Genomic DNA, 26197 nt, shown 5'->3' on the forward strand with positions numbered 1-26197 from the left:
CCAACGCGGTGCCGCAGGCGGATTAAATTAATCTTCTTAATTTAAGCTAATGTGACAACAACTGCCCTTTTGCTGCCTATGTCTTCCTTCTTCGCCCACGCGGCCATTCGTTCGCATTACCGCCGCCGCAGCGACGGGCAGGCCGCCGGTTCCAGCGAGCGCGCGTTGCTGGATCTGATCCGCAGTGCCGGCCAGCTGGCGCGTGCCGATCTGCCGCGCGCCAGCGGGCTCAGCGTTCCCGGTACCAAGGGCATCATCGACCCGCTGGTCGCACAGGGCCTGCTCCAGCTCGGCCCGTCGCTGCGGCGTGGTCGCGGCCAACCAAGCGTGCAGCTGAGTCTGGTGCCCGGCTACGCGTTCAGCGTGGGGGTCTCGGTGATGGTCGATGGCATCGCGGTGGTGCTGATCGACTTCGCCGGGCAGGTCCGCGGCATGCGCCAGCTCACGGCTTTCCCGCTGACGCTGGATCTGCTCGCGGCGCGGTTGCCGGAACTGCTGGAGCAATTGTTGCAGGCGGCCGGTGTGGACCGGCAGCAGCTGTTCGGGGTGGGCATCAGCATGACCGGCCCGCGCATCGGCGACGGCACGCGGGTCAATCCGCCGCTTTCGCTGGCCGCCGAATGGATGCAGGTAGAGCTGGACCTGTTCATCGCCGAGCGCCTGCAGTTGCCGGTCTGGATGGACAACGACGCCCATTGCGCCGCCCTGGCCGAGGCCTTGTACGGGGTTGGCCGCCAATGGCCGGATCTGGTCTATCTGACGATCGCCGACGGGTTCGCCGCGGGCGTGATCGCCGCCGGCAACGTGCACCGCGGCGCGCACGGCAACGTGGGCGAACTGGGGCGCATCTCGGCCATCACCGGCATGGCGCGGCCTACGCTGGAAAGCCTGCGCCAGGCGCTGGTCGCCGATGGCCATGTGCTGCCGGACCTGCACACCATGCTGCAGCGCTACGATCCGGCATGGCCGCAGATCGAGGCCTGGCTGGATGCGGTGCAACCCACCGTGACGCTGGCGGTGGCGGCGATCATCGCGTTGATCGACCCGCGCGTCATCGTCTTCGGCGCGCGCCTGCCGGAAGATCTTGCGCAGCGGCTGATCGCCCGTATCGCCTTCGAATCCGCGCCACGGCGCGGCGTCGCATTGCCGTATCCGGCGTTGCTGGTCGGGCAGGTGCAGGCACACGCCACGGTGCTGGGCGCGGCCATGCTGCCGTTCAAGGAAACGCTGTTCTAAGCAGGCGCCGGGCCATGTGATGCGATGCGCCGTGGGGCATCGTTTCGCATTGCAGCGGCAGACTTCGCCACGGTTGCAAATTGTCATATGCCACGCGCTTTACTGGCCGCCCGCAGTGCTCTTGAGGTCGTCATGCGTCTTGCTCCCTTGCAACTAGCCGCCACGCCCACCACCGCGCTGGCAACACCTTCGCACACAAGTCCCATCATTCCGATGGAGGTGCCGCCCGTGCCCGGCGGCAACCCGCCACTGGGTCCACGTCCGCGTCGCCAAACACTGATGCAACCACCACTGGTGCCGTTGAACGACAGCGCCATGACCGGCAGGCAGGCATTGGTGGCACTGGACAGCGAATTTTCGGAGCAGCGCCTGGCTGAAGTGCAAGCAAGGCAGATCACGCTGCAAGCGCTGCAAAGCAAGCTGGCCACCCACCTGGCGCAGGCTGGCATCGCGCCCGAGAAGGACAGCGTTGCAGCAAAGCTTGCAGCTGGAGCGCTGCAGCCGGTGTATCTGGATAGAGCCGCGTTCAAAGCCATGGCCAAAGCGCTACCCGATCGCGCCAGTGCAGTGGCAGGCCCGGTGCTGGTCGATGCGCAGCAAGGCCGCATCATCTTCGATCTGCAGCGGGCGTTTGCGCCTGGCGACACCTTCAGCGAGGCAGCCCACACTGCATTGCGCAAGGCACTGGATCTGCCCGGCCACGGGCTGACAACGCCGCACTGGCTGCAGTCCGCCACACCCAAGCAGCCGCGCCGCAAGTTGCAGCAAGCCGCGCGCTACCACGGCCATGAGGTGCCGGCGCGCGACGGCGGTGCAGCGTTCTTCAAGGCCAACGACCATCATCTGGTGGCCGGCAAGGACGCGCTGCTGCGCAAGCACCGCAAGGAGCTGGTGCACGACACGTATTTCCAGGCGCCGAGCACGCGCGCGCTGGGCAAGGACGTGATGGTGCACCGGGGTCTGTTCGACAACCACGCCGGCATCCCGGAAAACTCGCTTGCCGCCATCGATCGCGCCTATGCACAGGGGTATCGCAACCTGGAGCTGGACGTCGAGGTCAGTGCCGATGGCGTGCCGGTCTTGATGCACGACTTCAGCATTGGCCGCATGACCGACGATCCGCAGAACAAGCTGGTCTCGCAGGTGCCGTTCGCCCAGTTGCGTGACATGCCGCTGGTGATCCGCAACCCGGTCGATGGCAATTTCATCAAGACCGATCAGACCATTGCCGCCGTGGAGCAGGCACTGGAGCACGCGTTGCAAAAGCCGGAGGCGATGTCGGTGGCGCTGGATTGCAAGGAAGACACCGCCGAGGCGGTGGCGATGCTGCTGATGCGCCGGCCGGATCTGCGCCAGGGGGCGGCGATCAAGCTGTATGCCAAGTACTACACGGGCGGCTTCGATCAGTTTGTGTCCAATCTGTACAAGCACTACCAGATCAATCCGATGCACTCGCAGGATGCGCCCCGCCGTGCCGCGCTCGATCGCCTGCTGACCAAGATCAATGTGGTGCCGGTCTTCAGCCAGGGCATGCTGGCCGACCCGCAGCTGCGCGATTTCTTCCCGTGCAAGGACGATGGCCCCAAGGGGCTGGCCGAGACCGCAGTGCAGTGGCTGGAAAGCTGGGCCAAGATGCGCCCGGTCATCGTGGAGGCGGTGGCCACCGATCAGCAAAGTGCTGCGGGCAAGGCCATGGAACTGACACGCACACGCTTGCGTCAGCCGGACTCGGCTTACGCGCAGGCGGCATTTTCGTCCGGTTACCGGTATGAGGATTTCTCCCTGCCGCGCGCCAACCATGACAAGGACTATTACGTCTGGCGCAACTTCGGCGAGATGCAAAAGCTCAGCGGCGAAGCCTTTGGGATCCAGCGCACCACCGCTGGTGCCTTTCGCGACGCCGGTGAAAGCCTGTTGACCGACCAGCCCGAGGAAGAACTGCTCGCGCTGCTGGAAAATCGCACGCTGGCGCGTGGCCATACCGGCATGGAACTGGACCTACCGCCGGAAACCCCCATCGACACCGCACGCGATGCAGCGATCGTGGAGCAGCGCACCAACGAGTTCCACGCTGCGTCCAAGCCGGCCGACCCGGCCCATGTAGCGGCAGTGCGCGAAGGCCGTCGTCTGGATCGTGCGGCACAAGGTCTGCATGACGCTGCCGCAAGGCAGGCGGCGGATGCACGCGCCGAATCGCTGGGGCGATTGACCGATCAGTACCGCGGCGCGCCGGTGACCCATTACCTCAACGAGCAAGCCAAACAGATCGAGCCGGAGCAGTGACACCGGCGCAGTGATCCTGCGCTGGCATAACCTAGCCCGGCAGCCTGCGGGCCACGCCGTGCCAGCGCCGCGCCTGGTCCAGCGTTACGGAATCTCCAGCACCGGAATCACTTCTCTGTCCTGCGCCTCCACCGCCACCAGCCGCTGCATCAGCAGCGAGAGGGTCACCACGTCCTGGTGGTTGTGATCGGCCACGCGGCGCAGGTTGCGCGCGCTGCCGCCGCGCAGATAGCTCAGCCAGGCCGCCGGCGCTTCGGAGCCGGGCAGGTCGTCTTCGCGCACCACGCGCAGCAGCTGCCGCTCGATGGTGGACAGCTTGCAGTTTTCCCAGGTGCCACGATACCGGCGGCGGGTGGGGAACAGCAGGTCTACATGATCCAGCGCAGAAATCGGGTCGCCGCGTCGCGCCAACCGGTACCGCGTTTTCAACAACGGCGCGTCGTAGCAGCGGCCGTTGTAGCTGGACAGCACCGTACGCGGTGACAGCCAGCTGCGGAACAAATCCAGCATGGCGCTTTCGGCCGCCATCGTGGACATCATCAACTGGCGCACGCGCAGGCCGCTGCCTTGCTGGGCATCGGTGTACCACTGCGCCACCCCGATCATGAAGGCACGTGTGCCGGTGCCGCCGGCAAGGCCGGTGGTTTCGGTATCGAAAAACAGCAGGTCCAATGGATCGACTGTGTCCTCGCGTTTGGCGAATGCCAGCGAGAGTGCTTCGCCGGGAATCGGCTGCGGCAGGAACGCTTCGATCAGATGCAGGCCAGGTGCGATTTCGTTGCCGGGCAGCTGCCGATCGGTGGACGGTGCGCGCATCGGCGTGGGCGCTGACACCGCACGCTCGCGCAGGCCGAGCATCTTGCGCAAGCCAGCGATGTCGGTGCGGCCTTGCAGTGGCGGTGTCTCCGACATCTGTGTTGCCGGTGGTGTCGCTGTGTTGCGCGCGACTGGCGAGCGGCTTGCGATATCTGCATCCACGGTATCGCTTGCATCGCCATCGACAGGGGATGACAACGCCGGCTTGTGGCGCACCTCGTGCTCTACCCAGGCAAACACCGATGCGTCGCGCGCAGGCGGTGCAGGAGGGGGCGACTGCAGGGCGCGGCGCGTCAGCGTCGGGGCGGCGGCCTGTGCGCGTACATCGTGCGAGCGGACGGTCATGGCGCCATCGCGTGCAATAGGCGACACGGCGCTGGACACCGCAGCCCGCTGCGCACGCGTCGGCAGCGCCGCATCGTCCTTGCGCGCTGCAGGCGTCAACCCGCCAACCTGACGGCGTAGCAGGCGCAGACGTTCCGCGCTGACGCCTGCGACGTTGCCGGGCGTTGGCGCGTTCTGCGTTGAAGGTGATGCCGCTGGCGGAGCGATGCCGGTACCCATGCGCGTAGCACCTGCAACAGCGTCCACAGTGGCTGCTTCGGCGGATGGTCGCCCGGCCATGGTTGGACGCATCGGTAGAGCAGAGGACTGCGCTGCGCCTCCGACGTCCAATGCCGGCGCTGCATCGTTCATGGCGCCCTGCGCGGCGGTCTGGGTATCGCAGCGCAACGTTTCACTACCGTGCCCCGCAGTCGGCGCAGGCACATCCGCGTGGCCGGCCTGCCGACGCAGCAAGCGCAGCCGGTCTGCACTCACGCTCATGCAAGGACATCCAACGCCAGGTCGTCGTCCACCTGGGTGGCATGGCGCAGCGGCGCATCCGCATCGAACAACAACGCCAGCACCGTGAGCGCCAGCGACTTGGGCGATTCGCCCTTGCCCTCCTCATGCGCGGCCAGCACCGGGCCCACGCAGGCTGGGCAGCCCGCACTGCAATCGCAACGGCGCACCAGCTCGTCCGCGCGCTGCAGCAGCTCGGCCTGGCGCAGCCACAGCGGCTCGCTCAAGCCCACGCCGCCGGGGAAGTTGTCGTACAGGTACACCGTAGGCACGAAGGCCTGCTGCAATTCCACCGCTGCGTTCTCGCCTTCTTCCACGCCGCGCAGTTGCCCACGCCCGGTCTGGTCGGCCACCGCAAACCACGCGCCGTCGCCATTGCCCACGGCTTTTTGCAGGTCGCGTGCATCGGCCATCACCGCCACCGTAGCCACCACGTGCAGCGCGTAGGCAGCGCCCAAAAATCCATCCAGCGCATCCTGCTTGGACGCGAACGCCTTGCCCAGCGTGGCTTGCGGCAACTGCCACCACACCGCGGTGGTATGCAGTTCCTGGTCGGGCAGGTTGACCGGGCCGTAGCCGATGTTTTCATGCGTGTAGTAGCGGATCTTCTTGTAGCCGGACACGCGCCGCACCACATGCACCTCGCCATGATGCGAGTCGCCACGCCCGGCCACGCCGCCATCGAAGCGGTCCAGCACTTTCAGCTTGGTGTAGTCGATGCTGTCGGTGTAGTAGTCCACATGCGTGCGCGTCACGTACGCCTTGCGGCCTTCCCAATCCAGCCGCTCCACTTGGTAGGGCGTGCTTTGCACCATGTGGATGGCGCCTTCGTACAAGGTGAGCGCCGCGGCGGAATAATCCACCTCGGCGATGATCTGCTGCTTGCCGTTGGTCTTGTCCACCACCACGAAGTTGCCATCGGCCACCGAGCGCAGGCTCACCGCATTGGCCGGGTAGCTGTCGGCGATCCACTCCCAGCGGTCGCCCTCCTGGTGGATGACGTCGCTTTCGGCCAGCGCTTCAAGAAACACCAGGGGGTCGATCGGGCCGAACGGCTCGTCGGCAATGAACGGCAATTCGAACGCCGCGCAACGGATGTGGTCGAACAGGATCAGCGGTTGATCGGGCGCAATGCGTGCGTGCTCGGGCGAGGCGTCGGCAAAGAAATCCGGGTGCCGTACCACGTACTGGTCCAGCGGTTGCGAGCTGGCCACCAGCACGCCGAGCGCCGGTTGCTGGCGCCGCCCGGCGCGGCCGAAGCGCTGCCAGGTGGCCGCCACGCTGCCGGGGTAGCCATTGAGGATCACCACGTCCAGCGCGCCGATATCCACGCCCAGTTCCAGCGCCGAGGTCGAAATGATGCCGTCGATGGTGCCGGCGCGCATCGCGCGCTCCACCTCGCGGCGCTCGGTCGGCAGATAGCCGCCACGGTAGGCACGAATCCGCGCCGGCTTGCGCGGGTCGTGGTCGAAGATGTCTTTGAGGTATTTGGTCAGCACTTCCACCATCAGCCGCGTCTGCGCAAATACCAGCGTCTTCAAGCCGGACTTGATCGCGATGCGCGCAATGCGATTGCTCTGCGAGCGTGCCGAGGCGCGCAGCCCCAGGTCGGCATTGACCACTGGCGGGTTCCACAACAGCACGTGCTTGTCGCCGGTGGGCGCGCCCGATTCGGTGATGGCATGCACGCGTTCTTCGATCAAGGCCTGCGCGTGCGCATGCGGGTTGCCGATGGTGGCCGAGCACAGGATGAACTGCGGGTGGGCGCCATAGAATGCGCAGATGCGCTTGAGCCGGCGCAGCACGTTGGTGACATGGCTGCCGAACACGCCGCGGTAGGTGTGGATCTCGTCGATCACCACATAGCGCAGGTTCTCGAAGAACTGCGCCCATTTGGTGTGATGCGGCAGGATCGCCTGGTGCAGCATGTCCGGGTTGCTCACCACGATGTCGCCATGCAGGCGGATCGCCTGGCGCGCATCGCCGGGCGTGTCGCCATCGAAGGTGAAGGCCTTCACCCCCAGCTCGCCGGCGCGGTTCAACTCCAGCAGCTCGGCCACCTGGTCCTGCGCCAGCGCCTTGGTCGGGAACAGGTACAGCGCCTTGGCGCCGCTGGTCATCGCCGCGCTCACCACCGGCAGCGTGTAGCACAGCGACTTGCCCGACGCGGTGGGCGTCACGATCGCCACATGCTCGCCGCGCTGCGTAGCTGCCCAGGCGTCGGCCTGGTGGCTGTAGAGCTGGCTGATGCCGCGCGCATGCAGCGCATCGGCCAGCGCGCTGGGCACATCGTCCGGGATCGGTGCGTAGCTGCCCTCGCGCCCGGGCAGGGTGAAGCTGCCGGTGATGCGGTCGTGGTAGCGCCGTTCCAGGCGCTCGGTGAGCAGCGCACCGTCGCGGCTTGGGCGGCCATCGGTGGTGGCCAGCGCGCGTTCGGCGGTTTCGGTGCGGGGAGCGAGGGCAAACGGAGGCATACGACACGTGCTCCCAAAGAGGGAGATCAAACAAAAAGGATGTCTCAGGGTATGAGACCGGCGCCCGCGCGCCCAGCCTGCCTCACTGAGCGGATTCAGCAAGCCGGGTATCCTGTTGCCCCCACAGCGTCACGGCTGCCTTGCACGCTGTGGGCTCCCCCACCTCGAAGAACCGCCGTGCCCGTGTCTGCCAACGTCGCTGCTCCGCACTACAAGACTCGCTCTGCCCGCCGTGCCGATGTGATCGTGCACGCCGCCGGCCTGTTCCTGGCCATCGTCGGCGGCGCCTGGATGGTGTGGCGCGCCCACGCCAACCAGACCATGTTGCTGGTCACCTGCGTGTATGCGCTGGGCCTGCTAACCATGTTCGCCTGCTCGGCGGCGTACAACTTCGCCCCGCCGCTGCGCCAACCGATGCTGCGCAAGTTCGACCACGCCGGCATCTTCGTGATGATCGCCGGCTCCTACACGCCATTCTTCCTCGTCGCGCTCGATGGCAGCTGGCGCTGGGCCATGATCCTGACCGTCTGGAGCGTGGCGCTGTTCGGCGTGTTCGCCAAACTGTGCCTGCCCGGCATCGCCAAGGGCTTCTGGGTGGCGATCTACCTGCTGCTGGGCTGGGCCGGGATCGTGGTGGTCAACCAGATGATCGCCGGCCTGGACAGCGCGGTGCTGTGGCTCATCGTCGCCGGCGGCGCGTTCTATACGGTGGGCGTGACCTTCTACGTACGCAAATCCATGGTCTACAACCGCGCGATCTGGCACGCCCACGTGCTGGGCGGCGCGCTGTCGCACTGGTATGCGATCTGGCTGTGCCTGCGCCCGGTGGTGGACGGGGCGTAGCGGCGGCTCGGCCGATGCGCCTTCGCGGCACTTGGTCAATGCATCGTCTGCTACGCGCTCGGGTCGGCGCGCTGTCGGCAGCGTCGAGCGAGCGAAGGTCAACGGCTCCGGCCGCACATGCTGCCGTTGATGCTTCGCGCGACTTTGCAATGCGAGCCGCACGCTACCCGCCCGTCCGGTTGTTGATCACACTGGCCGGCGGCTACGCAGTCATACACTGCAGGTGAACAGGTCCGCGATGCGTCTGTGCATGCGAGACATCGGCAATCGGCAAGATCACTGCGCCACCCGAGCGCCGGGATGCATTCGAGTGGGGCAGCGCCGCCAGTGCCGCGCTTTGATCGATCCACCAGGATGCTCCCTCATCGCACCGGCACCCGCATGCCCATGCCTGCGCCATATGCAGGCAGTCTTACGTCCACCGGCGCGCGTCGCTGCACCCACATATCGCCCATCATCCGGTCCAGCCCGCGGTCCAGGCCGGTGACCATGCCTGCGCCTGGGGTAAAGGTGAGTTCGCCGAAGTACACCTGCCCGCGCTGGATGTACCAATCCACGCGCACGTAATCGAAATCGCTTGCCAGCACCTTGCTCAGTTCCAGCGCCTGCTCCAGCAGCGCCGGTGCACACGGCGGCGAGCGGCCGTCGTCGCGGATGCGGTGAAACGGCGTGTGCAGGTTGTCGACAAAGAACGTCATCGACAGCTTCGGCGTGTCGAAGCGGCCGTAGATCACTTGCAGCACATACTGAAAGCTGCCATCGCGCTGCCGGAACATGTGGAACTTGTAATCCACCGGCACCTGCTGCGCGTCGCCGATGTAGTGCTCCACCAGGATGCGCGGCGGGATGTTGTGGTAATGGATCTCGCGCTCCATGTCGGAGAAGTCGGTGCGCAGCCAATCCTTGCACCGCGCAACGATGCGCTGCCGCTGGGCCGCGTCCGGCTCATCGCGCACCACTTCCACCATGCTGGCGCCGTGATTGGCCTTGATCACCGTCTGTTCCCAGCGTGGCAGGCCCAGCAAATCGTCGGGGTTGGCACTGTCCAGCAGTATCGGGATCAGATGCGCATGGCCGATGCGCGCCGCCACATACGGCCGCACCGCCACCTTGTCTGCCAGACGTTGATACAGCGGGTAATCGCCGTGCACGCATTTGCGGTACAGCACTTTTTCGTTGAAGCAGGTGGGGTTGTACAGATTGGGCAGCCGCCCGAACGTGTTCAGGAAATACAGCCGGTCCTGATGCCGCCAGGGCAGCGTGCGCACTAGGCGGCGCGCGCTTTTCCGCAACAGGCGCTTGAGCGTCGGGCTGTCAGGACGGGCGGCGGGCGCGAGTGGCAGACGCGCTGGCCGGGGGGCGCCAAACGGCGTTGCCAACGCAGGAAAAAAAGCGGCCCCGCCATGCCCTGCAGCACTTCGCGCGCCCATCGGCTGCGCCTGCAATCCCATCCCGTGATCGATCATCACAACGCCCCTTTTCGTTCATAATGTGGGTTGCGTCACACAAATATGTGACGCAGCGCACCCTATAACGGAGGGGTGAGACGAAGATGGCAAAACGTCTCAATTGGCCTGATTACGCAAAGGCGCAGGCGCTTTACGTCCAAAAAGCGGTGCCAGGCGGGCAACCGACCGCGACCGTTGTGCGGTGCAAAAGCGATGCGGGCGGGCGGTGCCATGCCTGAGTTCGGCGGCCTGAGCAGGCGTTGGTGAGTCGGCACGTGCAGCCGGCCAGGTCGAGGCGACGGCCACGGCCATACCACCGCCTAGGGATGCGGCGGCGGCGCGACCTCTGCGGCAAGGGTGCAGGCGAGGCGGACGGCGGATACGCGCCTCATCGAAGCCGGGCCATTAGCCCGCATCGGCCCGCGCGTGGCTCCGGCGTACGCTATGTCCTCAGTTGCCGGCCACAGGGAGCCTTTCGACCATGACGATCACCATCACTGCGTTCGAGCGCTCGCCCGATGGCGGCAAGGGGCTGGTGCGCGACACCCGTGTGCGCTGGGCGCTTGAGGAGGTGGGCCAACCCTACGTGATGCGCCTGCTGCCGTTCCGTGCGATCAAGGAACCGGCGCACCTGGCCGTCCACCCATTCGGTCAGATCCCTACCTTCGAGCAAGACGGGTTGGCGTTGTTCGAAACCGGCGCCATCGTGCTGCACATCGCCCAGCGCCATTCCGGCTTGCTGCCGCACGACGACAATGCCCGCGCGCGCGCCGTCGCCTGGATGTTCGCCGCCCTCAACACCGTCGAGCCACCAATGCTGGAACTGGGCAACGCCCTGCTGCTGGAAGCGGACAAACCGTGGATGGCAGAGCGCTTGCCGCTGCTGCAAAAACGCATCAACCGCCGTCTGCAGCATCTGAGCGCCCAGCTGGGCGACAGTACCTGGCTGGAAGGCGACTTCAGCGCCGGCGACCTGCTGATGATCTCGGTGTTGATCCGCATCAGGCTCACCGGCTTGCTGGATGCCTTCCCCAACCTGCATGCCTACGTCGCCCGTGGCGAAGGCCGCCCGGCCTATCAACGCGCATTTGCCGCGCAGTGGGCGATCAACGGCGACGGTGGCGCACCGGCGTGATCACATGCAGCGCGGCTGCATCGGTCTTGACCGCGCAGTCGCTGCACGCCAAGGTGCGCATTCGTCAGCCACGCGCAATGGCGGCGATGACCGGCAACTGCCGTCGTCACCGCATCCACAAGGAGAGTGAGATGAAACCGACCGGCATCCTGTCCGCGGCGATCGTTGCAGTGGCCTTGGCCGCCTGCGCACGCGCACAGCAACACACCCAGGCCGATGCCGCAGCAACCGCCAGTGCGCCCGGCCGCACCGCACCTGCCGACAACCGCATCGCTGCATCCAGCAACCCCACGCCGGCATTAGTTGCCCATCCAGCTGCAACCGCCGCGGACACAACGCATTACCAGTGCGAGCGTGGCACATACGCCTGCCCGATCAGCAGCCCGTTGGTGGCCAACTCGCAGGCGGAAGCGCAGTGGCTGCTGGCCCACGGTTACCCATCGCAAGCAGAACGTGCGCGTCTGGAGCGCATGGACCTGGTCCAGCTCAAGGCCGAATCGCAGGCGGGCAACAACGCGGCGACGGTGCTCTATGGCACCAGGACGGCAGTGAGCGGCCGCTTCTATCCGGGCCTGGCGATCCTGAGCAAGGCCGCAGCCACCGGAAACCTCTACGCCTACTACGGCATGGCCGAGGTCTACGCCAGCGACACCGCGCACAAGAATCTGGTGGATAGCGCGGCGTATCTGCGGCTGGCCTACTTGCTGGGCGATGGCAAGGCCGCCTCGGCGATCGCCGCGAAGGGGCTGAGCAGCATCGAAAACGTCGTTGCCGACGAGCGCGCTGCAGCGCTGTACCAGACCTTTGCCAAGAACCGGCAACCATCGCCACGGCCGCTGGAATAAGAGCGGCTAACAGTACGACTGCGCGGCCGTTGCTGGGTGCGGCACCTAGCGCTCGTCCACTCCGGGTTTGAGCGCGCCATCTGCACCCATCCGACGAGTGCCAGCGACATATTGTTAGCCGCCCCAAGTGTCCCTCGATGCGCAGGCTGAGAGCCCGGAAGCCGGCAGGGGCGTAGATCACCCGATCGTGCTGGCGCAGGTCGTCACGCGCGGCAAGAGAGGCGGTGCTTGCCACGCACACGTGCTTGAACGCGCCGGTCCGCCGCGAGGATGATCAGGCGGTCGCGCGGCGTAGCGTCCACGCACCACCGCGGCCTGCGCGGCGCCACGCCGCCGGATCCTCGCCTTACCAGACCTGCGCGCGCTCCTGATCCGAGCGCACCATCGCATCGCCCGCCTTGCAGGAAAACGCCTTGGCGTATTGCGGCATGTTGGATGGTCCAAAATTGACGCGCACCACACTGGGTGGATGCGGGTCGGAGTTGAGCGCCTTCACTTGCGCTTCTTCCCGGCGGGCATTGCGATAAAGCCGGGCCCAGTTGATGAAAAATCGTTGCTCGGGCGTATAGCCGTCGATGGCGACAGTGCGCTCGGGGTGCTGTTTCAGATCCAGCATGAGTGCGTCGTAGGCGATGTTGATTCCGGTGAAGTCGGCGATGCTTTCGCCGAGGACGAGCTGGCCATTGACGTGCAGGTCCGGTCTGTCCTTGAGCGGCACGTAGCGACTCACCTGTTGCTTGATGGTGGCGGTGCGGGCGTCGAACGCGGCAACATCCGGCGGCAGCCACCAGTTCCGGTTCGCGCCGACCGCATCGAATTGCCTGCCTTGGTCATCGAAGGCGTGACTGATCTCGTGACCGATCATGCCCCCGATCCCGCCATAGTTGAGGCCATCGTCGGCAGTGCCGCTGAACAACGGCGGCTGCAGGATCACGGCCGGAAAGTAGATGCTGTTTTCGCGCGGGTAGTAGAAGGCATTCACCGTTTGCGGTGCGACGCCATCCCAGTGCGCCCGGTCCACCGGCTTGCCGATCCTGGCCATGTCGTCGCGATGATTGAAGGCAACGGCCCGTTCGATGTTCTGCAGATAGGCACCAGGCTCCAACTGCAGGCCCGACCACTCGCGCCAAGTGTCCGGATACCCGATCTTCGGCGTCATGTTGGCCAGCTTGTCCAATGCCTTTGCCTTGGTCGCAGCGCTCATCCAGTCGGCGCGCTCGATGCGCAGCTTCATGGCGGCGCGCACATTGTCCACCAGCGCGAGCGCGCTCTGCTTGGACGCCGGGGGGAACTTCTGCGCGACGTAGAGCTGGCCCATCGCCTCGGCGATCGTCGTGTTCAACGCATCGATCACCTGCTTCCAGCGCGGCGGTTGCACCTGCCGCCCTTCCAGCGTCTTGGAGTAAAAAGCGAAGTGGTTCTCAACGAATGGTTTGCTCAGTGCCGGCGCCGCGGCATCGATGGCATGGAAGCGCAAATAGGCTTGCCATTGCGCGACCGGAACGGTCTGCAACAGGCCATCGAATGTCTTGAAGAACGCGAGCTGGGAGATGGCAAGGCCCTTCTCTGCGTCGACGCCTTGCGCTGCCATGAAGCGGTCCCACGCAAAGTGCGGTGTCAGCGCATTGGCTTGCGCCGTGGTGAGCCAGTGGTACATGCGCTTTGGGTCGCGCTGTTCGGCCGGCGTCAGCAGCGCCGCGGCCAGGCGGCTTTCCAATTGCAGGACCTGCTTTGCCTGTGCGGATGCTTGCTCGGCCGGTATTCCCGCCAGCACCAACGACTGCTGCACATAGGCAAGGTAAGCCTGGCGGATGGGTGCGTATTGCGCATCCACGTAATAATTCTTCGCGGGCAACGTCATGCCTTCGACCAGGGCATAGCCCACCATCTTCGACACATCCTGCGCGTCGGGCTGGGCAATGAACTGGAACATCACGCTGTCGCCTTCGGCATGGCGTTGAGCGATGAAGCCGGCAATGTCGCGCGCGTCCTTCAAGGCATCGATCGCCGCCAGCCGCGGCTGGAGTGGCGCGGCACCCAGGCGTTCAAGGCCAGCCTCGTCCATGCCCGAGACGTAAAACGTCTTGACCAGCTGGTCGATGGAGCCGCTTGCCGGCTGTGCTTTCAGCAACGCCTCTGCGATGGCGTGCTGATCGCGATAGCTGGCGTTATAGACGTCATACGACGTGCCAATACCAACCTCGTCGTCGGGGATGCCTTTGGAAAGCGCCTTGCCGTTGGCGAATGCATTGAGGTCCTGGCAAGCATCGGCGCGTGTATCCAGTTCGTTGATGTCCAGTGCCGGTGCCGCCGCACTGGTGGCCGCGGCAGGCGTTGCTGCCTGGGGCGCGGTCGCCTGGTCGTGTGCCGGCTTGCAGGCAGTCAACGCCATGCAGGTCGCTAGCGCGAGTGTGGTCTTGCTCAACATGGGGATTGCAGCCGTGCAGCGTGGAATGCGCGCCAGCTTAGTCAAGCCATGCGCGCAGACTGCGGTCGGACGAACAAAGTTGAGGATTCTTTCCGCCGATCAGCAGCGAGTGTGCGCGAAACGAAGTTGCGCCATCACCATGACTGCGTTGCTGCCCGCATCACGGATGCGGCGACACCGTGAGCTGCGGAATCTTTGCGAATGCGGCGGCAATGAAATCCATGAACGCGAGCGCGCGCTTGGGCACCAGCCGGTTGGCGGCATAGACGATCTGCACCGGCGCCGGCGGTGGCGCGAAGGCGTCGAGCACGGTCTGCAACTCGCCCGAGGCCAGACCCTCTTCGTACAACCACGCCGGGCCCTGGCCGATGCCGAGACCGGCGGTCACCGCCGCGCGCGTGGCCTCGGGCGAATTCACCCGGAAGCGGCCAGACACCGGCACGTCGGTGGTGGTGAAATGCCAACTCGCACCGGTGCTGAGCAAGGTGTACAGCACGCAGTCGTGATGGCGCAGATCCTCGGGCACGGCCGGCATCCCACGCCTGGCCAGGTATGCGCGGCTGGCCACCGTCACCCGCGTGAAGGCACCGATTCGCCGTGCACGCGATGCGCTGCTGTCCAGGTGACCGATGCGGATGGCGAGCTCGGCGCCCTCGTCGAGCAGGTTCACGTAGCGGTCGCTGATCTGCAGGTCCAGCTCCAGCGCCGGAAACCGCTGCAAAAACTCCGGCACCAATGGCATCACGTACTGATGCGACAACGCCGTGGGGCAGGCCACCCGCAACAACCCGGACGGCTGCACGTCATCGCGCAGCGCCATTTCAGATTCGCCCACCGCATCCAGGATGCGGCGCACCTCCGCGTAATAACGCTCGCCCTCCGGCGTCAGCACCAGCTTGCGGGTGGAGCGGTTGAGTAGCCGGGTTTGAAGATGCTCTTCCAGCGCCGCCACGTGGCGGCTGACATTGGGCTGGCCCAGCCCCAGGTCGCGCCCGGCGGCAGAAAAGCTGCCCGTTTCCACGGCGCGGGCAAAGCAGTTCATCAACAGAAAACGGTCCATGCCTGCCTTCGGTTCATGCGCTAGAAGCATGAAAGTTATGTGCTCGCAGGATCTTATCGCAGATCAAGCATGGGGCAATGATGCGCCTACCGAAGGCCACCAAGGTGGTCGGCCTCCCTCACCCAGGAACAACTCATGTCCCGTCTAGCAGGCAAACGCACCCTCATCACCGGCGGCACCAGCGGCATTGGGCTGGAAACCGCGAAGCAGTTTCTCGCCGAAGGCGCCCGCGTCATCGTCACCGGCGTGAACCCCGACTCCATTGCCCAGGCCAAGAACATTCTTGGCTCCGAAGTACCGGTGCTGCGTGCCGATTCGGCCAGCGTCGCCGCTCAGCAGGAACTGGCCCGGGCCGTCGCGGACCACTACGGCCAGCTCGACGTGGCCTTCTTCAATGCCGGCGTCTCGGTCTGGCTTCCGATCGAGAACTGGACCGAGCAGGCCTTCGACGCTTCCTTTGCCATCAACGTCAAGGGACCGTACTTCCTGTTGCAGTCGCTGTTGCCGGTGCTGGCCAACCCGGCATCGGTGGTGCTCAATACGTCCATCAGCGCCCACATCGGTGCGGCCAGCTCGTCGGTGTACAGCGCCACCAAGGCCGCGTTGTTGAACATGAGCAAGACCTTGTCGAGTGAGCTGCTTGACCGCGGCATTCGCATCAATGCGGTCAGCCCCGGCCCGGTCGAGACCCCGTTGTACGACAAGGCCGGCATTCCCGATGCCTATCGCGCACAGGTCAACGAGCAGATCATCGCCACCATTCCGATGGGCCGCTTCGGCACCGCGGAAGAAATCGCCAAGGCCGTGCTGTACCTGGCCTCGGATGAGTCCCGCTGGACGGTGGGCTCGGAAATCGTGGTCGATGGCGGCCGCCTGCTCAACCGCTGACGATGGCTGCCGTCCTTGCGGCACCGGCAGTGAGGGCGCGCAGCGCCAGCACTGCCGGCAGTGCCAGCGTTGACCGTCTGCCTGCGCCACCGACCGGTGCGCAGGTGCAGGCCAGGCGAGGCGCCCTGCGCGCCGCCACGCACGCAAGGCCCGGCATTCATCCCGCTGCATGCACGGCAGTCTGCGCCCGTTGCTTGGCCCTGCGCATCCTTTTGCCATGGATCACCTGCCAATCCATTGCCCTGCATGCGGCACCCCTGCGACACCTCTCTCACTGCGAACCGGATAACCCATGTCTCCCTCCCTGACCCTGATCAGCCACCCCCTGTGCCCCTTCGTGCAACGCGCGGCCATCGTGCTGCTGGAAAACGCTGCGGCGTTCGAGCGCATCGATGTCGACCTGTCTGCCAAGCCGGACTGGTTCCTGGCGCTGTCGCCCACCGGCAAGGTGCCACTGCTGCGCATCGGCCAGCCAGGCGGTAGTGTGGCCACAGTGTTCGAAAGCGTGGTGATCTGCAACTACCTCAACGACACCAGCGGCAAACCCAGCCTGTATCCCAACGACCCGCTGCAACGCGCACAGCAGCGCGCCTGGATCGAGTTCGCCACGCCCACATTCGCCGATGGCTGGCAGTTCCTCAACGCCAGCGACCAGACCGGCGCCGAGGCTGCACGCGCCGCGTTCCGCGGCAAGATGCAAAAGATCGAAGACGTGCTGGGCGAAGGTCCGTACTTTGCAGGCTCGGCATTCGGCATGGTCGACGTGGTGTTCGCACCAATGCTGCGCTACTTCGATCTGCTGCAGGCAGATATCTCCGCACCGATCTTCGACGGATTACCGCGCGTGCGCGAATGGCGCGCCGCCCTGGCTGCGCGGCAGAGCGTGATCAGCGCGGTGGGGCCGGACTACGCCAGCCGATTTCAGCAGCATTTGCAACGGCAGCGTGCCCTGCTTGCAGACGCGGTGCGTGTGCCCGGGGACCCAGCCAACGCCAACGCGCAGGGCTGACCGCATCGTCTGCCTGCGCTATATGGCGCGTGGTGCGATGGAGCACGCGCGCGCGGCAAGCACTGTCTTCGCCGCGTCGCGCTGCACCCGCCTAGCCGGTGTGCATCCGCTATACCCTGCTCCAGCGCGGATCGACGTTGCGGCGCCATGCGGCTGAGCCAATACTGCGCAGGTCTTCTTTCTGCAGAGCGCTATGCGCGCCTTATTCTTCTACGCTGCGGCGCCCGCGATCTTGCTGACGGTGTTGGCAACCGCCCACGCAGCACCGCCCACGGAGTTCTGCAACGTCCTGCGTGCCTTTGTCGATGCAGCACCGCCGGGCCAGCCGCGTAGCTTCGCGTTTCACACCGTCTGGGGAACCAACTTCAAGCACGCAGAAGAGCCCGCGCTTTCCGCCAAACGGTGCGATCACGGTGGGGACCCAGCCGCACAGGCCATTTGCGCCTACCTGATGAAGCATGGGCAAACCGAGTTTGCAGATGCCACGGTGATGGACGCTGTCTCCTGCTTATCGAGTGCCACGACATTCGATAGAAGTTTGAGACTGCATAACGCCGAGCTGATCTTTCGTCATGAGGCCATGAACGGAGCAGCGACGATCACAGTTACCTTCGAAGACGATACGCAACAGGGCGGTATGGTGTTTCGACTTCAGGCAGAACACGACGAGACGGCGCTCTAAGAATCCCCTAACCGCCACGCAGTGATGATCAATGTGCTGATGCATGAGCTGCCTCCAGGCTCACACCGAGAGATCGGCAAGGTGAGGCACCACATTCGAGTGGTGTAATGACGTCATCGCAAACACCACGAAGACAGCAAGCCAACTAACACCTGCCACGCACAAGGACCGTCGATGAAGCCCTGGGCCGTTATCCTGATCGCTACCGCACTGCTTTGCAGCAGCCCCGCAATCGCGGCCGGCAGGCTGCATGTGCAGCTGGAACAGCCTCCACACAGCCCGCATCTACCCGAGCAGGCGGCGCGTTTGCAGATCGTTGCCCAGAATGATGGCGACCAGGCGGTAGAGCTGCTCGATCAATCCTTCCCACGGTTGAACAGGCAAGGGTCGATGATGAACAACGTGCTGAGCGTGCGCGACGACAGCGGCAACGAGGCACCATATTATGGTGTCTACGTTAATCTGGAGGGCGCGCCGGAGGACACTTACGTCACCATTGCGCCGGGCCAGCGGCGAGTCGTCACGGTGGACCTGCAACGCAATTACAGGCTCACGCACGGGCAAACCTACACCGTGAGCCTACGTAGCCCGGTGCTATATCTGACCCGGCCCAGATCGGCCTTCGTTGATGGCTCGCGGGACGTACTACGTGCAGCATGGCAGCAAGCCACCGCCAATAGCGTGGATGTAAAAGCAGGGCATGCGGGCCTCACTAGCGCACACAGCGTACCTGTACGGCCGTAGTTCGCCGCAGCACGAACGGTCTACGCTTTGGCAGCAAACAGCCGCCTACCCACCGCGCGCGCTGTGGCGTAGTGCGACTCCGGAAACTGGGCATCCGGCTGCAACAGCAGCTCAGTGGTGCGCACCGGCGCCCCACAGAAATCAAAGATGCCGTGGGCGATCTGCGTCTTCATCGCACCGAAATAGCCATGGCGTGCATAGGTGCGCTCGTCTGCGCCGCCGATCGCCAGCAGGTGCACGTCCAGATGCTGCAGCTTCTTGACGATCTTGCCGTCGGCGCTTTCGTCGAACGCCCAGCCCAGCGTAAACACCCGGTCGATCCAGCCCTTGAGCAAAGCCGGAAACGACCACCAGTAGATCGGAAACACCAGCACCAATGCATCCGCACGGTCCAGCCGCGCGTGTTCGGCGGCCACATCCGGCGGCGGTGCCGCCTGCTGCTGGAACAACGCAACGTCCGCCTGGGTAAAGCGCGGGTCGAAGCCCTCCTGCGCCAGATCGGCGACCTCAACCGTATGCGATGAATCCGACGCCACAATGGCATCGCGTACCTGCGCAGCCACCGCGTGCGTGTGCGAGCGCGGCTCGGGGTGTGCAACAACAATCAAGGCATGCATGGGGCAGTGTCTCCAAAGCGAAGGAATAAAGGCCAAGGCGGCGCGACAAGACGCAGCGTCGGCGTGATGGGGTTTCTGTGCATGCGATGCGCGCATCGGCGCCCCTGATGGCTGCGCACGCGTGTTGATAGGCTGGCGCGGCAATAACGCAACTGAGCGCACCGCCCAAGTTCTCAGCGGCATATCAGCTGGATAACTGACGCAGCTGGCGCTATGCCTGCTGGGCACCTACGACTGCAGCATGCAGCGCGTGCCACACAAACCACGCGCCATGCCTTTAGTGGATCTCCAGCGCCGCAATCTTGCCGTCCACCAGGCGGAACACATGCTCCAGCTGTAGCGGGCTCTGCGGGAATGCCCCCGAGGCTTCGGCGGTGACATGCACCGCATCGCTGTGGGTGCGAGCTTCACGCGGCACCGCATGGTATGGCGTAGTGGCCTGCGCATGCGCCAACCACGCTGCAATCGCGGTTGCGCCCTGATGCTGATGGCCGTCATCGCGCACCAGCGCATCAGTGGCAAGGTGCGGCAACAGCACCGCTGCATCGCCGTGATTGCCGGCAGTAAAGAAGCAGGCAACCGCATCCGGCAGGGCAGGAGTCATGGCGTGGTCTCCAGTGCAAATGTGTATGCCATCATCGGGAGCGTCATCACTGCCCGCAAGAACGCACGCAAAGGTAAGTCACGCACCCATGGGAAAGCCGCACACCCCGGACACCGCCGCCTGCGATGTCGAAGCCCTGCTCAACCTCATCCAGGGCCGCTGGAAACTGGTACTGCTATTTCATCTGTTCGACGGGCAGGTACAGCGTTACTCCGACCTGGAACGCCTGGTCCCCGACATCTCGCAAAAGATGCTGGCCCAGCAACTACGCCAGCTCGAACGCGACGGCCTGGTGCTGCGCACCGTCTACGCGCAGGTACCGCCGCAGGTGGATTACCGGTTGACGGCTTGGGGGCAGGCGCTGTGCCCTGCGTTGGATGCGATGCTCACCTGGGGTGAGGCGCGGCTACCACTGTCCGAGCGATAGCCGTGATGATCGCTTGGTACAGTGCTGTGGCATGCGGGCACTAGACCATTGGAGCGCTGGGTCGTCGTTCTACCCACTCTCAATGCTTGGAAATGCCACGTCTCTACTAAAAAATTCACAATACGCTCTAAGCCCAAGCCGCTTCGCGGCGCGGCACTGGAACCTGGGGTCATGTTGACCCTAAAGCGAACCTGACCAAACCTGACCCCTTTCTTGTGCTGGTAACTGACGCCGGATTCTGAACGCCATGGCTTCGCGCGGTGTTGGCGATGGGCTGGGATTGGGTCGGGCGCCTGTGTGGGCGCACGCGGGTCAAACCGCAAGACGTGCCCGATGATTCAGCGCAATGGATCGATAGCCGACGCCTGCATGCGCTGGCGTCCAACCGTGCACACGAATTGCCACCGATGCAGGCCAATCGCAGCAATCCACTCGATTGCCGTCTGGTGCTCTATGCCAAGACACGCCAGGGACGTCAGAAACGCAACCGACGCTCACCCGCCAGGGTCTCGCGTGCCTCATCGAGTCTGAAAGCAGCAGCGCGTGAGCGCGAGCCATGGCTGATCGTTGCCTCCCCACAGCTGCAAGCATCCAGCGCAAAGCTGTACGCACGACGGATGCAGATCGAGTAAGAGCCCGACCCCATTCCCGGGCTGCCGACGCTCCAGCTGCAGTCGCCCAAGCACCGTCGGCAGCCAATCGCCCGTGGCGATCCAGCCCAGCCGTCCAGCGCCGCAGCCGGGGGCCAGGGCCGCTGCAACAGCCTTCAAGCGGCGTGACGCCGCGGCACGCCCAGGCCGCATTCAGTATTTGCCCTGTAGGCCACTGATCCTGCTCCGCATTCTTAGCCCGCCGATGCGGCCGTCCGAGTCGATGATCGTTTCCGCCGATCGCTATGGCGCCTTCCTGCACCTGTCCGTCGCTCCTATGAAGGATTAGGCTTTCTTCCATAAAGCACTTAAAAAACAAGTACTTGTTCGTGATTGACGCAGATTTCTAAAAGCTTTGCTGCATTGATCACTTCTGGATCTGGTCGCACGTGAACTTCCACCTAGGGCAAGATGTGTATACTTTGGCCGCTAAGGTGTTTACTTGGGGGAGAAATGGTCAATCGGGAAGGCGTCTTGCCCACGGCTCCGCTCTACTTCGTCCTGAGCGGTGTTCGCTTTAAATTGCGCGAGTCACTTCCTGCTTGGATCGGGCCTATTCAAGAGTCTCTGCATGAGGCTGGTTACCCACACCTGAGTCGGGTTCGGCAGAGTGCTGGCAACGGCGGCATGGAGTTAGCCATCGATCCGGAAGATTTTGATCCGGCGCACCCTGGCGCGGCCTTTCTTTTCTCAAGCAATGATCGAACCAGTTCGATTCAGATTCACAAGAGCGGGCTAACAGTCTTCTCAAAATCTTACATGCGCTTCGACCAGTTTGTGAGCGGCTTGTCGTCTGCTGTCGAGGCAATTCTCTCGAGTTCCAAGTACTTAGAAATCGAGACCATCGGGATCAGGTACCTTGACTTCATCCGTCCTCGAGACGGAGAGCAGTTATCAGAGTATGTTTCAGGTGGTCTTCTGCCCTTCCAGCCGTCGTGGGAGGGCTGGGATGGGAGAGTTCTGACGGGCGCCCACATGAGCAGCTATAAAATTGGAGATGATCGGCTAAGTGTTCGGCTCCTGGGCGAGGGAAACCCAGTGGTCCCGCCCGACTTAGCAATGGCATTCCTATCAAGTTTGAATCTTGCTGAAGGCCTGAATTCAGATCCAATCCCGATGATTGGAAATGAGCAGGGAACGCTGGATATTGACGCCTTCAGGGATGGTTTTTTACTGCATGCAGGTGAAGTTAAGCAGGTAGAAGATGAAGTGCGGCGACTACATGACGTAGCTAACAAATTTTTCCGCAAAGTCTGCAGCGATCACGCATTCTCCAGATGGAACGAGGAGTCTCAATGAGTCAGGCATCGCGAGTCATGTACTACAGTAACAACAATCAGCGCGGCGGCAGGTTTTTCATCCCAGCGAATGATCCTGCGAAGAATAAGAGCACGGGAGGTGTGATCGGCTTCAGTTGTGCGGCATTGCTCGGAGTGGCATTCGCGGGCGGCGTTTCAGCGGGCCAAGCAGCGCCTACGAGTCCCATCGTGCAAACTGACATCAAGGCAACTCCTGTCCTGTCGAAGTCCAGGCGGGAGGCGGGGGCGAATAGTGATACCGACAGCGCTCCACCGAGCCAGTGGGCGCAAGATATCGAGTGGGTGAAAGCTCAAGCGGACGTCAGCGTGTCGGCGCTTGCTAGCCTCTTTGATGTGACTAGGAAGACCTTTTACGGCTGGATGAATGGAGAGGTTTCACCGCGTCCTCATCGTGTTATCCGTGTCTCGGCGTTACGAGCGGCCTTGGCCTCACTGCCAACCAGAGAAGAGCGGAATGCTGTATTTGGTCTATTGGACCGAAGAGTCGGAGCGGGCACGACGATCAGGGAGATGCTCGCATCGAAAGAGGAAGATGCCAATGTATTGGACCAGCTGACGGATGCACTTCAGGAACTTGATCCGCAGATTAAGAAGGCAGCAGAGCGAGCCAAAAGGACTGGAACCAAGTCCAGAGCCTTTGAGGTCAACTTCCCTGTCGCCTAGCGAAGGCTTCGACGTTGCAAAAATCGTTTGCAACGACTGGTGGCAGGGCTCCGTTCTCCAACTTCCTGAGAGCAATGACGACCCTCACTTTGGAGGTCATTCGTGCTGGCTGCTGGCCAGTCAAACATGCAACGCGCACAATCCCGATATTAACCGTGTGCCTGCAGTCGAGTTCATTCGCGCCCATACGTTGGCAAGTGGAAAATTCGCCGACAAGCTGAGTGAGGGTTCAAGTCCTCGAGTACATCACGCGCAGGCCACGAACGCTGAAGGTGGCAGGCTTGATCTAGAGCTGAGAATTGAGGAAAGGATTTGGGTGCCCCGTGCTCGCTTGATGGAGCTCGCTCCGTCGGCTTACCGCCTTGAGGACTCTGAGGCGGATGCTACCCGTCGTGACAAGGAAGCGTTTGCGGCCTGGCTGTCGCGAAGCTATGTGCGAGTGGAGTTGCCCAATGAGTTTGTTGAACTGTTCGGTAGCACGAAGCTGAAGGAATTCTTCTCAGGCGTTGCTAAGAAGTACTCGGAACAGATTCAGGGTATCTACTTAGACTTGCGTCCTCGTTCCGACGATTCCGATGCCCAGTACTCCCCTACACAAGTCGCGAAGTTCGTGGGTCCGTATCAACTGCGAGTGACTATCGTCGTTCAGGATCCAGCCGCAGTTGAGGCGGTGGAAACCGAGCTCAAGGCGCTTGTCGATAAGCGGATTCCGGCCGCTGGCGGGAAAGTTTCACGTCTCAAGGCCAGCGCCGAAAAGGGCATCGACCTGATAACCGATGTCGTAACAATTGACGGTTGGACGGCTCGAGACTTGATGGGCAACATTCGTTTCACCGACTGGGATCATCTGTCCGGAACAGACGAAAGCGATCCGTAAGTCGAATGCTTGCCTCGCGGCGCTGTCGGTGAATCTGTAATTCAGCGCAAACGCATAAACGGGATCAGGTTCTTAGGTACTTACCCACCCTGACACCGCTGCCATCCACCCGCAGCAGCCGACATCTGCTCCCATCCATTGCGCAGCCGCTTCATCGCCTGCCCGCCCACGCATGCGTAGCCCAGCTGCTTGGCCTCTGCCGTGCCCAGGCCCGGCAGCGCGATGATGGAATCCGATGGAGCGGGACGCCCCTGGCTGCGTGCCTCGTTGCGCAGCATCATGTTCTCGATGCCCTGGCAATAACGCACCATGCCCGGATGCGGGTGTGCGCGGTATTGCTCGCAATTGAAGGGCGTGGTGTCGCGTGCCATCGCGTTGTACGGCTGCCGCGTTGGCGGGATGTACTTGCTGTTCGCCTTGCCTGTGGCTGAGCGCATGCTTTGTGCGTAGACGCCTGGTCCGCACGCAAGCATGCACAGCGTTGTCAGTGCCAGCGCGACGCGGCGCGCGATGATGATCCTGTCCATGGTGTTCCCCTTGTATGCAGCGATCCTAAAACATGCGCCACGTACGCAGGTGCTTCAGTCCGCTTGGTGCCCAGGGCCTGTCTCTGGCGACTATCGCCACTACGACACAAAGAAGCCCGCGACGACAGCTAGGCCATCGCAACACTGTGCCCGGCATCTAGCGCCACGCTTGTGCCGACTGCAATGTCACTTGTCGGGTAGGGAGCTGCGCCAACTCGCGTGGTGCTCGCCGCCTGCCTCACATCACGCCGAGGGTGCGGGTCGCCTGCGCCACAACGGCATCAGCGCGACCAACCCAAGCACTGGGCCAGGCAGCAGCACCCACGCGATATGCAGCCCCAGCGCGTCCACATACCGCGTGGTCACGCCGATCGCCACCACGGTGATCGCAAAGCCAATGGCGTTCTGCATCGACAGCGCACTGCCCACGATGGCAGGCGGGCACGCACGTGCCGCCAATGCAGAAAACTGCGGGGAGTCCGCCACCACGCTGGCGCCCCACACCAGCATCACCGCCAGTGCCGCATAGCCCGATTGCGCGCCAACCCACGGAAACGCAACGCAACACAGTGCCGACAGCAGCAACGCCACCGCGGCCACGCGCGCGCTACCGATGCGCGCACTCACCTGCCCGCCCAGCACGCAGCCCACGGCCCCTGCGGCAATCACCGCAAACGCCAACGTGGCCGTGCTCACCCCAAGCGCCTGCGCCAGGCCGGCACGCGTGATCAGCAGCGGCGTCAGCGTCCACATTGCATAGAGCTCCCACATGTGGCCGAAGTAGCCAAACGTGGCCGCGCGAAAGTCCTTCAACGAAAACGCCTGCAAGACCGCCCCGAACGCCAGCTTGCCGCCTGCCCGTGCCGGTGCGGCCGCGCCTTGCCCCAGGCGCAGGATCATCACCGCGGCAATCATTGCCAGGAGCGATGCCACCACCATCGGCGTCTGCCACGGCAACGCGCCACCCACCGCCTTGATGCCCTGCGGCAACGCCGTGCCCAGCGTCAACATGCCGACCAGCCACGCCAGCGCCTTGCCCGCATGCTGCGGCGCCCACTGCACCACCAGCTTCATCCCGATCGGGTAAATGCCGGACAGGCACAGCCCTACCGCAAAGCGCCACACCACCCCCGTCGCGACATCGTTGGCAACTAGCGCAAAGCCCAGATTGCACGCCGCCCCAGCCACCGCGCAGCTGGCAAAGATGCGGCTGGCCGCAAGCCGGTCGGCCAACCCGCTCAGCGCAAAACTCAACGTGCCCAGAATGAAACCCAGCTGCGTGGCCATGGTCAGCCACCCGATGGCCGCTGCACCCACGCTCCATTGCCGCATCAAATCGTCGGCCGCACTATTGGCCGAAAACCATAACGAGGTGCCCAGCAACTGCGCCACGATAATCACCACCAGCGCAGTGCTGGGTCGCATGGGTGCTGGCACGGCGTGCGTCATCGGATGAGCCTTGCGGGTGCGCGTCGCGGGGGGTAATAGCGGACGCCGGGCTGAAGGTGCGTAATGCCTGATGTCGGCGGCTCGCAGCACGGCACCAGGCCCGGCCAGGCACCGCTATGCATGGGCGATGAGCTTACTGCAGATGCCCGCCACGCGGCTCTCGCTTGCGCGTCAACGACGTCTGCCCGGCCAGACGACGCGACAGCACTCTCAACAGCGGGCCGGCGATGGCTGCGAATGTTGGAAGCGCCGAATGCCCGGATCGCCACCACGCCTTCCGCGCGCGACCTGCAGACGCCTCCGACTGCAATAGAAGGCGCCCTGTGCCAA

The 26197-nt window shown here is 63.9% G+C and carries 22 protein-coding genes and 1 pseudogene; 14 read left to right on the top strand and 9 right to left on the bottom strand.

The window, feature by feature from the left end; translation table 11 throughout:
* Positions 1-78: 78 nt before the first annotated feature.
* Both BJD12_RS12810 and avrBs2 read left to right on the top strand, forming a co-directional pair.
* The gene (locus BJD12_RS12810; protein ID WP_005996965.1) at positions 79-1236 is read left to right on the top strand and encodes an ROK family protein; all 1158 of its coding nucleotides are present in this window, start codon (positions 79-81) and stop codon (positions 1234-1236) included.
* 132 nt (positions 1237-1368) lie between these two features.
* Positions 1369-3519, top strand: coding sequence for a type III secretion system effector avirulence protein AvrBs2 (gene avrBs2 / locus BJD12_RS12815; protein WP_042828609.1), 2151 nt, complete (start codon positions 1369-1371; stop codon positions 3517-3519).
* An 84-nt stretch (positions 3520-3603) separates the two neighbouring features.
* Here avrBs2 and BJD12_RS12820 read toward each other — a convergent pair whose 3' ends face one another.
* A complete protein-coding gene (locus BJD12_RS12820) occupies positions 3604-5160 on the bottom strand; it encodes a ribonuclease H-like domain-containing protein (protein ID WP_042828610.1) in 1557 nt (518 codons plus the stop codon).
* Positions 5157-7652, bottom strand: a complete 2496-nt coding sequence (locus BJD12_RS12825; protein WP_005996968.1) for a DEAD/DEAH box helicase — start codon at positions 7650-7652, stop codon at positions 5157-5159. Before BJD12_RS12825 ends, BJD12_RS12820 begins: the two co-directional genes overlap by 4 nt.
* Positions 7653-7829: 177 nt before the next feature.
* On the opposite strand from BJD12_RS12825, the gene trhA reads away from it, so the two are divergent.
* Positions 7830-8495, top strand: coding sequence for a PAQR family membrane homeostasis protein TrhA (gene trhA / locus BJD12_RS12830; protein ID WP_039421121.1), 666 nt, complete (start codon positions 7830-7832; stop codon positions 8493-8495).
* A 362-nt stretch (positions 8496-8857) separates the two neighbouring features.
* Here trhA and BJD12_RS12835 read toward each other — a convergent pair whose 3' ends face one another.
* Positions 8858-9946, bottom strand: coding sequence for an ATP-grasp fold amidoligase family protein (locus tag BJD12_RS12835; RefSeq protein ID WP_042828616.1), 1089 nt, complete (start codon positions 9944-9946; stop codon positions 8858-8860).
* 478 nt (positions 9947-10424) lie between these two features.
* On the opposite strand from BJD12_RS12835, the gene BJD12_RS12840 reads away from it, so the two are divergent.
* Positions 10425-11078 (top strand): glutathione S-transferase family protein, encoded by a 654-nt coding sequence (locus BJD12_RS12840; RefSeq protein WP_005996971.1) that lies wholly within the window; start codon positions 10425-10427, stop codon positions 11076-11078.
* A gap of 131 nt (positions 11079-11209) precedes the next feature.
* Positions 11210-11923: a hypothetical protein gene (locus BJD12_RS12845; RefSeq protein WP_042828618.1), complete on the top strand. Its 714-nt coding sequence runs from the start codon at positions 11210-11212 to the stop codon at positions 11921-11923.
* A gap of 346 nt (positions 11924-12269) precedes the next feature.
* Here the strand turns inward: BJD12_RS12845 and BJD12_RS12850 are convergent, their stop codons facing one another.
* Together BJD12_RS12850 and BJD12_RS12855 are read right to left on the bottom strand one after the other, a co-directional pair.
* A complete protein-coding gene (locus tag BJD12_RS12850) occupies positions 12270-14351 on the bottom strand; it encodes a M13 family metallopeptidase (RefSeq protein ID WP_005996974.1) in 2082 nt (693 codons plus the stop codon).
* A gap of 160 nt (positions 14352-14511) precedes the next feature.
* Complete coding sequence (locus BJD12_RS12855; protein WP_058563990.1) at positions 14512-15411, bottom strand: LysR family transcriptional regulator; 900 nt, start codon at positions 15409-15411, stop codon at positions 14512-14514.
* Positions 15412-15546: 135 nt separating this feature from the next.
* Between BJD12_RS12855 and BJD12_RS12860 the strand changes: the two genes are divergently transcribed.
* From BJD12_RS12860 to BJD12_RS12875, 4 genes are all read left to right on the top strand, one after another.
* The gene (locus BJD12_RS12860; protein WP_005994826.1) at positions 15547-16299 is read left to right on the top strand and encodes an SDR family oxidoreductase; all 753 of its coding nucleotides are present in this window, start codon (positions 15547-15549) and stop codon (positions 16297-16299) included.
* A gap of 292 nt (positions 16300-16591) precedes the next feature.
* Positions 16592-17308, top strand: a complete 717-nt coding sequence (locus BJD12_RS12865) for a glutathione S-transferase family protein (protein WP_005994824.1) — start codon at positions 16592-16594, stop codon at positions 17306-17308.
* 193 nt (positions 17309-17501) lie between these two features.
* Positions 17502-17990, top strand: a complete 489-nt coding sequence (locus BJD12_RS12870; protein ID WP_005994822.1) for a hypothetical protein — start codon at positions 17502-17504, stop codon at positions 17988-17990.
* A gap of 174 nt (positions 17991-18164) precedes the next feature.
* On the top strand, positions 18165-18734 hold the full coding sequence (locus BJD12_RS12875; RefSeq protein ID WP_005994820.1) for a hypothetical protein: 570 nt from the start codon (positions 18165-18167) through the stop codon (positions 18732-18734).
* A gap of 20 nt (positions 18735-18754) precedes the next feature.
* On the opposite strand, the gene BJD12_RS12880 is transcribed toward BJD12_RS12875, so the two are convergent.
* The gene (locus BJD12_RS12880; RefSeq protein WP_005994818.1) at positions 18755-19351 is read right to left on the bottom strand and encodes an NAD(P)H-dependent oxidoreductase; all 597 of its coding nucleotides are present in this window, start codon (positions 19349-19351) and stop codon (positions 18755-18757) included.
* A gap of 277 nt (positions 19352-19628) precedes the next feature.
* Positions 19629-19955, bottom strand: a complete 327-nt coding sequence (locus BJD12_RS12885) for a nuclear transport factor 2 family protein (protein ID WP_005994816.1) — start codon at positions 19953-19955, stop codon at positions 19629-19631.
* 88 nt (positions 19956-20043) lie between these two features.
* Here BJD12_RS12885 and BJD12_RS12890 point away from each other — a divergent pair, with 88 nt between their 5' ends.
* The 5 genes and pseudogenes from BJD12_RS12890 to BJD12_RS24275 all read left to right on the top strand — a co-directional run bounded on the left by BJD12_RS12890 (position 20044) and on the right by BJD12_RS24275 (position 23891).
* Positions 20044-20382 (top strand): winged helix-turn-helix transcriptional regulator, encoded by a 339-nt coding sequence (locus tag BJD12_RS12890; RefSeq protein WP_005994814.1) that lies wholly within the window; start codon positions 20044-20046, stop codon positions 20380-20382.
* 215 nt (positions 20383-20597) lie between these two features.
* Positions 20598-21011, top strand: a pseudogene (locus BJD12_RS12895) (IS4 family transposase); the annotation flags it as partial.
* 495 nt (positions 21012-21506) lie between these two features.
* Positions 21507-22331, top strand: coding sequence for a TIGR04255 family protein (locus tag BJD12_RS12900; protein ID WP_160291571.1), 825 nt, complete (start codon positions 21507-21509; stop codon positions 22329-22331).
* Entirely contained in the window at positions 22328-23014 is a 687-nt protein-coding gene (locus BJD12_RS12905) for a hypothetical protein (protein ID WP_126936582.1), read from the top strand. The genes BJD12_RS12900 and BJD12_RS12905 overlap by 4 nt, the downstream gene beginning before the upstream one ends.
* Complete coding sequence (locus BJD12_RS24275) at positions 22989-23891, top strand: hypothetical protein (RefSeq protein ID WP_126936583.1); 903 nt, start codon at positions 22989-22991, stop codon at positions 23889-23891. Before BJD12_RS12905 ends, BJD12_RS24275 begins: the two co-directional genes overlap by 26 nt.
* Positions 23892-23971: 80 nt before the next feature.
* On the opposite strand, the gene BJD12_RS23830 is transcribed toward BJD12_RS24275, so the two are convergent.
* Both BJD12_RS23830 and BJD12_RS12920 read right to left on the bottom strand, forming a co-directional pair.
* Positions 23972-24418, bottom strand: a complete 447-nt coding sequence (locus tag BJD12_RS23830; RefSeq protein ID WP_005994806.1) for a hypothetical protein — start codon at positions 24416-24418, stop codon at positions 23972-23974.
* A 243-nt stretch (positions 24419-24661) separates the two neighbouring features.
* Positions 24662-25843: an MFS transporter gene (locus BJD12_RS12920; protein WP_005994804.1), complete on the bottom strand. Its 1182-nt coding sequence runs from the start codon at positions 25841-25843 to the stop codon at positions 24662-24664.
* Positions 25844-26197: the final 354 nt, after the last annotated feature.

Source organism: Xanthomonas vesicatoria ATCC 35937 (genome assembly GCF_001908725.1).
In the GTDB taxonomy this organism is placed as follows: Bacteria; Pseudomonadota; Gammaproteobacteria; order Xanthomonadales; family Xanthomonadaceae; genus Xanthomonas; species Xanthomonas vesicatoria.